The organism is uncultured Polaribacter sp., from assembly GCF_947503855.1.
In the GTDB taxonomy this organism is placed as follows: domain Bacteria; phylum Bacteroidota; class Bacteroidia; order Flavobacteriales; family Flavobacteriaceae; genus Polaribacter.
The window spans coordinates 129,229-142,868 of the sequence record NZ_CANNFF010000007.1 but is presented as its reverse complement, the minus strand read 5'-3'; the positions used below and the strand labels follow the sequence as shown (position 1 = coordinate 142,868).

General features: G+C 30.7%; 10 protein-coding genes. 9 read left to right on the top strand and 1 reads right to left on the bottom strand.

From position 1 onward, the window contains the following. Positions 1-56: 56 nt before the first annotated feature. Positions 57-2,510, top strand: a complete 2,454-nt coding sequence (locus Q0662_RS07750; protein ID WP_298948422.1) for a thiamine pyrophosphate-dependent enzyme — start codon at positions 57-59, stop codon at positions 2,508-2,510. Between the two features lie 127 nt (positions 2,511-2,637). Further along, positions 2,638-5,055 carry a zinc-dependent metalloprotease gene (locus tag Q0662_RS07745; protein WP_298948420.1) on the top strand — a complete coding sequence of 806 codons (2,418 nt, stop codon included), beginning with the start codon at positions 2,638-2,640 and terminating at the stop codon, positions 5,053-5,055. A 5-nt stretch (positions 5,056-5,060) separates the two neighbouring features. On the opposite strand, the gene Q0662_RS07740 is transcribed toward Q0662_RS07745, so the two are convergent. Further along, the gene (locus tag Q0662_RS07740) at positions 5,061-6,332 is read right to left on the bottom strand and encodes a DUF2851 family protein (RefSeq protein ID WP_298948418.1); all 1,272 of its coding nucleotides are present in this window, start codon (positions 6,330-6,332) and stop codon (positions 5,061-5,063) included. A 111-nt stretch (positions 6,333-6,443) separates the two neighbouring features. Between Q0662_RS07740 and Q0662_RS07735 the strand changes: the two genes are divergently transcribed. From Q0662_RS07735 to lepB, 7 genes are all read left to right on the top strand, one after another. After that, entirely contained in the window at positions 6,444-7,076 is a 633-nt protein-coding gene (locus Q0662_RS07735) for an NAD(P)H-dependent oxidoreductase (protein WP_298948416.1), read from the top strand. Positions 7,077-7,205: 129 nt separating this feature from the next. Then, positions 7,206-8,660 carry an aminoacyl-histidine dipeptidase gene (locus Q0662_RS07730; RefSeq protein WP_298948413.1) on the top strand — a complete coding sequence of 485 codons (1,455 nt, stop codon included), beginning with the start codon at positions 7,206-7,208 and terminating at the stop codon, positions 8,658-8,660. 192 nt (positions 8,661-8,852) lie between these two features. Next, positions 8,853-9,617, top strand: a complete 765-nt coding sequence (locus tag Q0662_RS07725) for an AAA family ATPase (protein ID WP_298948411.1) — start codon at positions 8,853-8,855, stop codon at positions 9,615-9,617. 1 nt (position 9,618) lies between these two features. After that, positions 9,619-10,503: a ParB/RepB/Spo0J family partition protein gene (locus Q0662_RS07720; protein WP_298948409.1), complete on the top strand. Its 885-nt coding sequence runs from the start codon at positions 9,619-9,621 to the stop codon at positions 10,501-10,503. Then, positions 10,504-11,094, top strand: a complete 591-nt coding sequence (locus Q0662_RS07715) for a DUF5683 domain-containing protein (RefSeq protein ID WP_298948407.1) — start codon at positions 10,504-10,506, stop codon at positions 11,092-11,094. Between the two features lie 2 nt (positions 11,095-11,096). Further along, positions 11,097-11,798: a 4-hydroxy-tetrahydrodipicolinate reductase gene (gene dapB / locus Q0662_RS07710; protein WP_298948405.1), complete on the top strand. Its 702-nt coding sequence runs from the start codon at positions 11,097-11,099 to the stop codon at positions 11,796-11,798. Between the two features lie 136 nt (positions 11,799-11,934). Further along, positions 11,935-13,638, top strand: coding sequence for a signal peptidase I (lepB, locus tag Q0662_RS07705; protein ID WP_298948403.1), 1,704 nt, complete (start codon positions 11,935-11,937; stop codon positions 13,636-13,638). The last annotated feature ends 2 nt before the right edge of the window (positions 13,639-13,640 follow it).

Genomic DNA, 13,640 nt, shown 5'->3' with positions numbered 1-13,640 from the left:
TATTTTTAAATATCAACTAAAAAAACTACCTTTGTAGTAGTTAAAAAACAGGTTAAATGTTAGAACAAGAGCTTACTAAAAATAAAAAAGAACTTTCATTCGAAGATTTTAAAGCAGAAGTTTTAAACGACTATAAAATTGCTAAAATTAGTAGAGAATGCAGTTTGTTAGGCAGGCGTGAAGTTTTAACAGGAAAAGCAAAATTTGGTATTTTTGGCGGTGGTAAAGAAGTACCTCAATTAGCAATGGCAAAAGCCTTTAGAAAAGGAGATTTTAGATCCGGTTATTACAGAGATCAAACCTTTATGATGGCTATTGGAGAACTTACTGCTCAACAATTTTTTGCAGGTTTATATGCACACACAAATATCGAATTAGAACCTATGTCTGCTGGTAGACAAATGGGGGGGCATTTTGCAACTCATAGTTTAAATGAAGACGGCTCTTGGAAAAATTTAACAAAACAATACAATTCTAGTTCAGACATTTCTCCAACAGCAGGTCAAATGCCACGTTTGTTAGGGTTAGCTCAAGCATCAACAATATATAGAAACGAAAAAAGTGTTCAAAACGGCTCTAATTTTTCAATTAACGGAAATGAAGTTGCTTGGGGCACCATTGGAAACGCAAGTACAAGCGAAGGTTTATTTTTTGAAACCATTAACGCTGCAGGTGTTTTACAAGTACCTATGGTTATGAGTGTTTGGGATGATGAATATGGTATTTCAGTTCATGCAAAACATCAAACTACAAAAGAAAGTATTTCTGAAGTCTTAAAAGGTTTTCAAAGAGACCATAAACATGATGGTTATGAAATTCTTATAGTAAATGGCTGGGATTATGTTCAATTAATTGATACTTATAATAAAGCTGGAAAAATAGCTAGAGAAGAACATGTACCAGTTTTAATTCACGTTAAAGAATTAACACAACCTCAAGGACATTCTACCTCTGGCTCTCATGAAAGATATAAAGGTAAACAAAGGCTTCTTTGGGAAAAAGAGCATGATTGTATTGCTCAAATGAGAAAGTGGATTTTAGAGTTTGAATTAGAAGCAGAAAATGGAGAAACTTTACGTTTTGTAGATTCTGAAGAAGATTTAATCATTTTAGAAAAAGAAGCCAAAAAGATAGTAACTACAGCGAAAAGAAATGCCTGGAGTGCTTATAGTAACGAAATTAGAGATGAAGTAGATAAAGCAGTAAACCTATTAGAGCAAGTTGCTAATAAAAGTAAAAACAGCGCATTTATTGAAAAAAATAAAGCCGATTTAGAAAAAATTATAGAACCTATTAGAAAAGATATTTTAACTACTTGTAGAAAAACATTAAGATATCTAAAAGATGAAAATTTTCCCGAAAAAAGAGCGTTACAAAACTTTATAAAAGCTAGTTTAAAAGACGCTGAAAAAAAATATTCAACTTTTCTTTTAAGTGAAAGTAATTTAAGTGCATTAAATGTTGTGGAAAAACGACCACAATATGCACAAGAAAAAAATATGGTAGATGCAAGAATTATCATGAGAGATAATTTTGACGCTATCTTAAAAAAACACCCTGAAGTTGTAATTTTTGGAGAAGATGCTGGTTATATTGGCGATGTAAACCAAGGTTTAGAAGGTTTACAAGAAAAATATGGAGACATTAGAATTTCTGATACTGGTATTAGAGAAGCAACCATTATTGGACAAGGAATTGGTTTAGCAATGCGTGGTTTAAGACCTATTGCAGAAATACAATATTTAGACTATTTATTGTATGCTTTACAAATTATGAGCGATGATTTAGCTACTTTACATTATAGAAGTTTTGGTAAACAAAAAGCACCATTAATTATAAGAACACGCGGCCATAGATTAGAAGGTATTTGGCATGCAGGTTCACCTATGGGTGGTATTATTAACAATGTAAGAGGTATGCATGTTTTGGTACCAAGAAACATGACCAAAGCTGCTGGTTTTTACAACACCTTGTTAGAAGGTGATGAACCAGCTTTAGTAATAGAATGTTTAAATGGTTACAGACTTAAAGAAGAATTACCTAAAAATTTAGGAGACTTTAAAACTGCAATTGGACTAGTAGAAACCATTAAAGAAGGTACAGATATTACGATAATTTCTTATGGCTCTACATTGCGCTTGGTAGAAGAAGCTGCAAAAGAATTATTACAAGTAAATATTAATGTAGAAATTATAGATGCACAAAGTCTTTTACCATTTGATTTAAACCACGACTGTGTAAAAAGTTTAGCAAAAACAAATAAATTATTGGTGGTTGATGAAGATGTACCTGGTGGAGCTTCTGCCTACATTTTACAAGAAATTTTAGAAGTGCAAGATGGCTACCAACATTTAGATAGCAAACCTAGTACTCTATCTGCAAAAGCACACAGACCTGCTTATGGTACAGATGGCGATTATTTTTCAAAACCCTCTACAGAAGATATTTTTGAAAAAGTATATAAAATTATGCACGAATACAATCCTGAAAAATATAAGAGTTTATATTAAAAAACAGTTTAAAATCTATAAAAAGAGCATAAAGGTTAAATTTTATGCTCTTTTTTTTAACAACCCTATAAGAATATTCTGTAATCTATTTTATAGTTTAGTATACTAAACTTAAACAAACCAACACATGAAAAAAATAATCTTTTTATCTTTTGCTTTATTAATATTTTTTGCGTGCTCACCACAAAATAGCAGAATTTTAAAAAAACAAACAACAGCAAAAACATCAACTTCTAAAAAGAAAAGAGCAAAAAAATATACCGACTTTGTAAAAAAAGAGACAAAAACAGATGATGGAGTATTTAAAGTTCATAACAATAAAGATTCGTATTTATACGAAATACCTAAAAACCTTTTAAATAAAGACATGCTTCTAGTAACCAGAATTAAAGATTTACCTACCGGTTTAGGAGGTGGTTATGTAAATGCGGGTTCTAAAATAAACACACAAGTTATTGTTTGGGAGCATTATAAAAACAAAATATTACTAAAAGTAAAATCTTACAATGCCATTGCAAACGACTCTTTACCAATTTACAAATCTGTAAAAGCAAATAACTTAGAACCTATTATTTATGCTTTTGATATCAAATCACAAAACATAGATTCTACAGCAGTTTTAATAGATGTTACAAAATTCTTTTCTACAGATGTAAAAGCAATTACTGGCTTACCATCGTATTATAGAAAAAGATATAAGGTTAGAAGATTAGATGCTTCTAGAAGTTTTATAAATAGCGTAAAAAGTTACCCAAAAAATATAGAAGTTGTACAAGATTTTACGTTTGATGCAGATGCACCACCGAGTAATTCTTCTACAAACACCATTACAATGCGCATCAATCAATCTATGATTTTATTACCAGAAAACCAAATGATGCCAAGAATTTACGATAAACGTGTGGGGTATTTTTCAATCGGAAATGTAGATTACAGTTCAGAAGCCTTAAAAGCAGAAAGTAAAAGATATATTAGACGTTGGCGTTTAGAACCAAAAGATTGGGCTGCCTATAATAAAGGTGAATTGGTAGAACCCGTAAAACCAATTATTTATTATTTAGACCCAGCAACACCCAAAAAATTAAGAAAATACATCAAACAAGGTGTAGATGATTGGGCAAAAGTATTTGAAACTGCTGGTTTTAAAAATGCAATTATGGCGAAAATGCCACCAACAAAAGAAGAAGATCCAGATTTTTCTATGGAAGATGTTCGTTATTCTTCTATAAGATATGTAGCAAGTACCACAAGAAATGCAGTTGGCCCAAGTGTATCAGATCCAAGAACAGGAGAAATTTTAGAAAGTGATATTATTTGGTATCATAACCATTTGCGTTCTTACAGAAACCGATATTTATTAGAAACAGGTGCAGCAAATCCTTCTGCCAGAACTTTAAACACTCCAGATGAAGAAATTGGAGATATGATGCGCATGGTAATCGCACATGAAGTTGGGCACGCGCTAGGTTTACCTCATAATATGGCTGCAAGTTATGCTTATGATACAGAAGATTTAAGAAATGGTAATTTTACTCAGAAAAATGGAATTGCAGCAACTATTATGGATTATGCTAGATACAATTATGTAGCACAACCTGGAGATAAAAATATCCGTTTTATAAGACAATTAGGACCCTATGATCATTATGCAATCAATTGGGGATATCGAAAAATACCATCAGCAAAAAAACCTGAAGAGGAAGTTGCTATCTTAAACAAATGGATTGAAGACAAAGCAAACAATCCTATTTACAGATTTGGTGCGCAACGTTTTGACCCATCTGCACAAACAGAAGGTATTGGAAATGACCAAGTAAAATCAAGCACTTATGGGGTAAAAAATTTAAAAATTGTTGCTAAAAACTTACCAAAATGGACCTCTAATCAAACAAATAATTACGAAGATTTAAGTGAATTGTATGGAGAGTTATTAAGTGTTTGGGGCAGATATGTTGGGCATGTAGCCGGAAATATTGGTGGTGTTTATGAGTTTCATAAAAAACCATCACAATCTGGAGATATTTATGTGCCAGTATCTAAAGATAAGCAAAAAGAATCTATGCAATGGTTGCAAGAAAATGTATTTAAAACTCAAGATTGGTTACTAAGTAAAAATATTTTAAATAAAATTGATGAAGCTGGTTACATATCAAAATTTGGAAGTTACCAAAACAGATATCTTAGAAGTATTTTAAGCACAAGAACTTTAAATAGAATGATAGATGCAGAGGTAATTCTAAACAACAATTACACTGTTGTAGATATGATTAGTGATTTAAGAAAAGGTATTTTCTCTGAAACAAAATCTATAAAAAATGTAACTGTTTATAGAAGAAATTTACAAAAGTATTTTATTGATAGAATGAAATCTTTAATGGAAGACAAATCTTTACAAAATACAGATATTTCATCTATTGTTCGTGGAGAATTAACTACTTTAAAATATCAGTTAAATGTAGCAAGTAAAAGAGCTGTAGATAAAATAACAAAATACCATTACAAAGATGCTTTTGTAATAGTTAACAGTATTTTAGACCCAAAATAACTGAACTATTTATATAAAATAGTTTTTCCTATTGCGCATTGTAAACATTGTTTAGGTGCGCAATAGTTATTTTTAAGCTCTAACAAAGCCTGTGTATCAAAAGCATTTTTAGACCAAACGCCCAAATCAGAAAATTTAGAAATGATACTATTTTTTTCTGGTTTTATCTTTTTCAAAAGCTGCAAAAAAGAATCTTCATCTACTGCTCCTCTACTCTTTTGATAAAGAAACTTTAAAGGTAAAATGGTATTTATGATTAACAAATCTATAAAAGACTTTGTAAGCTTTTTATGAGATTTTTTTGAAACCGAATTAAAATGGTAATGTGTTTTCCAGAAAGGATGCATTTCAATAGCAAACAAATCGTAAAACTCTTTTAGTTCTTTTAAATTTATCAGCTTAGAAAATAAATTTTTCTGTTTACTAAACAAAGCTACCAATTGTGCAATTCTAATAGTAGGAAAATTATTAGGGCGCATTCTAAAAAATGAAAATTGCGCTTTCAAAATTGGCTGTAAGTGATATTTATGTTGCAAATATTGATACTCATTTTTAAGTTGTAAATGATAATCATTTTCCTGTACTTCCTCTAAAAAACCTGCCTGCCCAAATAACAAGGCTGCAAATTGATGCTCATTAAAGTTGACTTTTTGCACCACAGAAAAATCGATAGATTTGGCTAGTGTTAAAAACGCATCTCCATTTATTTTTAAACCAAAATTTTTAACTAAAAGCTGAAAAAGTACAGCTTCAAAATTATTATGTTCTTGTTCTAAAAGATTTTTTATAACTGATGATTTTTGTTCTAATCGTTCAAAAAAGAGGCGTTCTTTCCAATTTTCTAGTGTAAAATCATCTATTTTATCAATTGATTTCTCACAGGGAATCCAGTCTTTTTGGGTAAAAAGCAACGATCTGTAATTACTTAAAACTTGGGCGTCTACCAATTCTTTTAAAACCAAAGTTGGCAAAGGTAAATTGTTTTTCATGAAAATTACAGCATCATTTTCCCAAACTATATGTAAAATAACTGCATCATAATTTGGGTCCGTTTCGTGTTTGTGTAAATACCAATCAGAAGATTTCAAATGAATTTCTATGTTACCAACCCAAACTTGTCCTTCAATTTTAATTTGTGCGTTTAAAAAATCGGGACCTGCATTAAAATTATGCATTCCAAATTTTAAAATCTCTAAATCCTCATCAGAAGTTAAACGTAAATTATTGTTAGCAAACAATTTAAATTTCCAAACAAAGTGCAGAAAATCTTCATTCATAATTTTTTGTTTTCAAGGTACAAAAAAATTGATACTTGTATAAATTTATACAATAATCTACTTTTTACAAAATAACAATAATACCTTATTTTTGAAGTAAAATATAGATAAATGAATATTATAGACAATTTAAAATGGCGATATGCTGTAAAAAAATTCGACACAAATAAAAACCTTACTCAAGAACAGCTAAACCTCTTAAAAGAAGCGTTTAATTTAACTGCAACTTGTTACGGTTTACAACCTTTAAAATTAGTGGTTGTAGAAAATAAAGAAATTCAAGAAAAATTGGTTCCACATTCTTGGAATCAACAACAAGTTGTACAAGTTTCTCATTTATTGGTTATCTGTGTAAAAGATAAGTATACCCCAAAAGAAGTTGAAACCTATTTTAATTTAGTACAGAAAATTAGAAACACACCAGATGACATTATCAATCCGTTTAAAGAGTTTTTAACAGCTGAAATTGCAAAAAAAACACAAGAAGAATTATTTATATGGAATAAAAACCAAGCATACATTGCTTTGGGAAACCTTTTAACGGTTTGTGCTATGCAACAAATAGATTCTTGTCCAATGGAAGGTTTTAATCCAGAAAAATATGACGAAATTTTACAATTAACAGAACGTAATTTAAAATCTATTTTAGTTTTACCTGTTGGCTTTAGAGCAGAAGATGATTATATGAAAGATTTGAAAAAAGTTAGAAAAAATATTACTGAAACGGTTATAGAAATCTCTTAATTTTTTTAAAATAAAAAAAATAATCAACTCACTAAAAAAGTCTAAAAACAGTCTATTTTAGTGAGTTTTTAATTTTATTGAACCGCTTTAAAAACGTATTTTTGAGTATCGAAATATAAAAACATAATAATGAGCTTAGAAGTAAGAAATTTAGCACCAAAAGAAGTATGGAACATGTTTGCAGATTTAAATGCTGTACCTCGCCCTTCCAAAAAAGAGGAACGCATTATACAATTTATGGTCAATTTTGGTGAAAAACTAAATTTAGAAACTTTTGTAGATAAAGTAGGTAATGTCATTATAAAAAAACCGGCAACCAAGGGCTTAGAAAACCGAAAAACAGTGGTTTTACAAAGTCATTTAGACATGGTTCATCAAAAAAATAATGATACCAATTTTAATTTTAACACCCAAGGTATTCAAATGTTGGTTGATGGAGATTGGGTAACTGCAAATGGAACAACTCTAGGTGCTGACAATGGTTTAGGTGTGGCTGCAATTATGGCTATTTTAGCATCCAAAGAAATTGCACATCCAAACTTAGAAGCCCTATTTACTATTGACGAAGAAACTGGCATGACAGGCGCTATGGGTTTAGAAGCCGGTATTTTAAAAGGTGATATTCTTTTAAATTTAGATACAGAAGAAGATGATGAAATTGGAATGGGTTGTGCAGGTGGTGTAGATATTACAGCTACCAAAACGTATACTGAAGTTGATGTTTCTGATAATTTTATCGCTTACAAAATAGAAGTTAAAGGTTTAAATGGAGGACATTCTGGAATGGACATTATTAAAGGTTTAGGAAACGCCAATAAAATAATGAATCGTATTCACTACACAGCAATTAACGCTATTTATATTTGTGAAGTTAATGGAGGAAGTTTAAGAAATGCCATTCCTAGAGAAAGTACTTCTATTATTACAATAAACAAAAATGATAATCATGAGGTAGTTACTGCTTTTGATGCTGAAATAAAGAATATTAAAGCAGAGTTTAAAACAATAGAACCCAACTTAGAAATACATATTTCTACTTTTGAAACTCCCAAGAAATCACTAGATAAAAACACAAGCCAAAGTTTAATTCAGGCTATTTACGCAGCACATAATGGAGTTTACAGAATGAGTCCAGCAATTAAAGATTTGGTAGAAACATCCAACAACATTGCAAAAATCTCAGTAAAAAATGGCAATATAAAAATAAGTTGTTTAACACGTTCTTCTTTAGAAAGTGGTAAACAAGATTTGGCAAATAGTTTAAAATCTGCGTTTGAATTGGCTAATTTTACAGTAACTTTTTCTGGAGAATATCCTGGTTGGCAACCCAACATCAACTCAGAAATAGTAGAAATAGTTTCTAAATTATATGAGGATTTACATGGCGAAAAAGCACATATTTCAGCCTGTCATGCAGGTTTAGAATGTGGTATTTTAGGACAAAACTATCCAAAACTAGACATGATTTCTTTTGGACCAACCATTAGAGGAGCTCACTCTCCAGACGAACGTGCAAGTATTTCATCAACACAGAAATTCTGGAACTTTTTAAAAGAGGTTTTAAAGAATACCCCCATAAATTAATCCAAATAAAACTTTTTAAAACCGAAGTAAACCTTCGTTTTTTTAGACTTTAATTTGTGAAAAAAGAATAAAAAAAACAATATAAAACACTAAAATACAGTGTTTTAAAACTTTATTCTTTTGTTAACATCTTTAACTTTAAAAAATCATAAAAAAATGTAATTTTACATTTATAAAACTAGAGGTATTTTAATGGGTAAAATTATTGCAATAGCAAATCAAAAAGGTGGTGTAGGCAAAACTACTACCAGTGTAAATCTAGCCGCTTCTTTAGGTGTTTTAGAAAAAAAAGTATTGTTAATAGATGCAGACCCACAAGCAAACGCATCTTCTGGTTTAGGTGTTGATATAGAAAATGTAGAAGGGGGTACTTATCAAGTATTAGAGCACACACTTTCTGCAAAAGATGCTATTGTAAAAACAAATTCGCCAAATGTAGATATTATTCCTGCCCACATAGACCTAGTAGCTATAGAAATTGAGTTAGTAGATAAGCAAGATAGAGAGTATATGTTAAAAAAATCTTTAGTAGAAATTAAAGATGACTATGACTATATTTTAATAGATTGTGCACCGTCTTTAGGGTTGATAACACTAAACTCTTTAGTAGCTGCAGATGCTGTAATTATTCCTATACAGTGTGAATACTTTGCATTAGAAGGTTTAGGGAAATTATTAAACACAATAAAAAGTGTACAAAAAATTCATAATTCAGATTTAGAAATAGAGGGCTTACTTTTAACAATGTTCGATTCTCGTTTGCGTTTGTCTAACCAGGTTGTTGATGAAGTTAGAAAGCATTTTTCTAGCATGGTTTTTGATACAATTATCAGAAGAAATACTCGTTTAGGAGAAGCACCAAGTTATGGAGAAAGCATTATTGCGTACGATGCCACAAGTAAAGGTGCAGTAAATTACTTAAATTTGGCACAAGAATTATTAAAAAAGAATTCATAAAATGGCAAAAGCAACTAAGAAACAAGCTTTAGGAAGAGGATTATCTGCTTTGTTAAAAGAATCACCAAACATAAACTCTGCAAAAGATAAAAATGCAGATAAAGTGGTTGGAAATATAATAGAAATAGAATTAGATTTAATTGATGTAAACCCTTACCAACCAAGAACATATTTTGATGAAGATGCTCTAAGAGAGCTCGCAAGCTCTATAAAAGAGCTAGGTGTTATACAGCCAATTACTGTAAGAAAATTAGAAGGAAACCAATTTCAACTAGTTTCTGGAGAAAGACGTTTTAGGGCCTCTAAATTAATAGGTAATAAAACCATACCTGCGTATATTAGAATTGCCAACGACCAAGAAATGCTAGAAATGGCATTGGTAGAAAATATTCAACGTAAAAATTTAGACCCAATAGAAGTAGCATTATCCTATCAACGTTTAATTGATGAAATTCAATTAACGCAAGAAGAATTAAGCACAAGAGTTGGTAAAAAAAGATCTACAGTAACTAATTATTTACGTTTATTAAAGTTAGACCCAATTTTACAAACAGGTATGAGAGATGGTTTTATCTCAATGGGGCATGGACGTGCAATGATCAATGTAGATAATACAGAAGATCAACTAGCCATTTACGAAAGAATTTTAAGAGAAAAACTTTCTGTAAGACAAACAGAAGATTTGGTAAAAAGCTTAAAATCAGGTACCGTTACAAAACCAAAGAAAAAAGCAGTTCCTGCCTATATTAAAAGTGGTACAAAAGATATTAGCGATTTTTTTGGGCATGGAGTTACAATTAGTGTTTCAAGCAATGGTAAAGGTAAAATTTCCATTCCATTTGATTCAGAAGAAGATTTTAATCGCATAAAAAACTTATTAAAATAAGTGTTTTCAAAAAAAAACATATTCTTTTTTTCAATTATTTTTCTTTCTTTACAACTTTATAGTCAAATAGATTCTACAAAAGTAAAAGACATTAAAATTAAAGATGATGTGTTTGTTGCACAAGGTACTTACAAACCTTTAGCACCCGCAAAAGCTGCATTTTACTCTGCTATTTTACCTGGCTTAGGCCAAATTTATAACAAAAAATACTGGAAAGCTCCTATTGTTTGGGGTGCTTTAGCAATACCTACTTATTATTATTTAACAAATAATAGTAGCTACAAAAGATATAGAACTGCTTACAAGTTAAGAAAAAATGGTTTTCAAGACGAATTTACAGATGATTTAGGAAACGAAAGAGTTTCTTTAGAAACCTTAGAAAGAGCACAAGAACAGTTAAGAGAAAACAGAGATATGTCTTTACTTTCTGGTGTTATTCTTTATGTTTTACAAATTGTAGAAGCAAGTGTAAACGCACACTTAATTCAATTTAATACAGACGATAATTTATCAATTAGACCAACAATGGTGCAAGATCCTATTCAGTTTGATGCTCCAAAAGTTGGTTTTACATTAAAATATACTTTTTAAAAATGAAAATTGCATTATTGGGTTATGGTAGAATGGGCAAAGAAATTGAAAAAATTGCAGTTTCTAGAGGCCATGAAATTGTTATAAGAAAAGATGTAGAAGATGTTATAGACATAACAATAGCTGATGTAGCTATTGATTTTAGTGTGCCCACTTCTGCATTTGATAATATTTCTAATTGTTTAAAAAATGGGGTTCCAGTTATTTCTGGTACAACCGGTTGGTTAGCTAAATATGAGGATGCTGTAAACCTTTGTAAAAAAGAAAAAGGGGCATTTATTTATGCCTCTAATTATAGTTTAGGTGTAAATATATTTTTTGAGCTAAACAAACAATTGGCTAAAATGATGGAAAATTTAGAAGATTATGACATTTCTATGGAGGAAATTCATCATACTAAAAAATTAGACGCACCAAGTGGAACAGCCATTACTTTAGCAGAAGGAATTATAGATAACTCATCTAAAGAAAAATGGGAGTTAGACCATAAAACATCAGAAAACAACATACCAATTGTAGCTAAAAGAATACCAGAAGTTCCTGGCACACATACTGTTTGGTATAATTCTGAAGTAGATTCTATAGAAATAAAACATACAGCACACAACAGAAAAGGGTTTGCCTTAGGCGCAGTAGTTGCTGCAGAATGGATTTTAGATAAAACGGGTGTTTTTTCTATGAAAGATGTATTAAACATTAAATAATATTGTAACAAAATACACGCAAAACCTACCAATAAAAAATGGTTTTGTTTCCTTAAAAGCAATAAAGAGTTCTTATTAAGTAATTTATAATGAATTCTTAACTAAGATCAAGTTGACATCAATAAAATAAAATAGTATGACATTTACAGAATGGTTTATATTTTTTATAGTAGTACAGGTACTTCACTTTTTGGGTACTTGGAAGCTATATGTAAAAGCAGGTAGAAAAGCATGGGAAGCAGCCATACCAATTTATAATGGAGTGGTTTTAATGCAAATGATAAAACGCCCAAAATGGTGGACCATCTTATTATTTATACCTGTAGTGAATCTATTAATGTTTCCTGTAATATGGATAGAAACCATCAGAACGTTTGGTTTTTACAAAAAGATAGATTCTCTTTTAGTAATAGTAACCTTAGGTTTCTATATTTACTATATCAATTACACTGCAGATGCTTCGTTTCATGAAAACAGAAGCTTAAAACCACGTTCTGAGTTAGGAGAATGGATAAGCTCAATTACCTTTGCAGTAATTGCTGCAACACTGGTACACACCTATTTTATACAGCCATTTACCATACCAACATCCTCTTTAGAAAAAACACTTTTGGTGGGCGATTATTTGTTTGTGAGCAAGTTTCATTACGGGGCTAGAGTTCCATCAACAGTAATTGCAGCGCCTATGGTACACGATTCTATACCTTTAACTGGTTTGGCATCTTACTTAAAAAAACCTCAACTACCTTATACACGTTTACCTGGTTTGCAGAAAATTAAAAACAACGATATTGTTTGTTTTAATTGGCCTGTAGATTCTTTAAAAACAATGTGGGGAGATAACTCTGGCGAGTTTACCTACAAACCAGTAGATAAAAGAACCAACTATGTAAAACGTTGTGTTGCTATTGCTGGCGATTCTTTAGAGCTAAGAGATGGGTATGTATATATTAATGGTAAGAAAAATGTATTACCAGAAAGAGCCAAACTACAATTTTACTATACCTATGAAGCTAAGGGGCCTATTACTAGAAATACGTTTCCAAAGTTTGTAATTAGCAAAGAAAGAACAGGTGTCTATAAAGTTTTAAACAAATATTGGAACGATACAAGAGTACAAGAAGCTTTTGAAAAAGCTGCCAACTTAACTAAAATTAGCAACGATTCTTTATACACAGAAGTTGCTGGTGGTGTAAGTCAAGGTTTAGCTGCAAAACTTAATATAGTTTCTGTAGAAAATAAAATAAATATCAATTTAACTGAAGAAGAGGCTGCTAGATTAAGAAAACACCCACAAACTGCATCTTTAACAAAATTAACGTTTGGAGCTGACAAAGCCATTTTTCCTCATGTTGAAAAACTAGGGTGGAGTCAAGATAATTTTGGACCAATTTACATACCAAAAGCTGGGGCATCTGTACAGTTAAATACAGAAACTTTACCTTTTTATGAGCAAATTATTAAAAACTACGAAAATAATAGCTTATCAGTTGTTGGAGATGATATTTTTATCAACGGAGAAAAAGCAGATTCTTACACTTTTAAACAAGACTATTATTGGTTAATGGGAGATAACAGACACAACTCTTTAGACGCAAGATATTGGGGGTATGTTCCTTTTGATCATGTTTTAGGAAAACCTGTAATGGTTTGGTTTAGTTGGGACGCCAATGCACCTAGTTTTGGGGCAAAAATTAAATCGATTCGATGGGACAGAATGTTTACCACTGTAGGTGGAGATGGAAAACCTGTTTCTTATAGATACATTGTATTTGCACTAATTGCTATTTATATTGGGTATAGCTTTTTTAAACCGAAGAAAAAAGCCACAAAAAAATAAAC

What these genes read in the sequence shown, in the direction of transcription:
- Q0662_RS07750 (WP_298948422.1), top strand. Translation starts at nt 57, where the DNA reads ATGTTAGAACAAGAGCTTACTAAAAATAAAAAAGAACTTTCATTCGAA.
- Q0662_RS07745 (WP_298948420.1), top strand. Translation starts at nt 2,638, where the DNA reads ATGAAAAAAATAATCTTTTTATCTTTTGCTTTATTAATATTTTTTGCG.
- Q0662_RS07740 (WP_298948418.1), bottom strand. Translation starts at nt 6,332, where the DNA reads ATGAATGAAGATTTTCTGCACTTTGTTTGGAAATTTAAATTGTTTGCT.
- Q0662_RS07735 (WP_298948416.1), top strand. Translation starts at nt 6,444, where the DNA reads ATGAATATTATAGACAATTTAAAATGGCGATATGCTGTAAAAAAATTC.
- Q0662_RS07730 (WP_298948413.1), top strand. Translation starts at nt 7,206, where the DNA reads ATGAGCTTAGAAGTAAGAAATTTAGCACCAAAAGAAGTATGGAACATG.
- Q0662_RS07725 (WP_298948411.1), top strand. Translation starts at nt 8,853, where the DNA reads ATGGGTAAAATTATTGCAATAGCAAATCAAAAAGGTGGTGTAGGCAAA.
- Q0662_RS07720 (WP_298948409.1), top strand. Translation starts at nt 9,619, where the DNA reads ATGGCAAAAGCAACTAAGAAACAAGCTTTAGGAAGAGGATTATCTGCT.
- dapB (WP_298948405.1), top strand. Translation starts at nt 11,097, where the DNA reads ATGAAAATTGCATTATTGGGTTATGGTAGAATGGGCAAAGAAATTGAA.
- lepB (WP_298948403.1), top strand. Translation starts at nt 11,935, where the DNA reads ATGACATTTACAGAATGGTTTATATTTTTTATAGTAGTACAGGTACTT.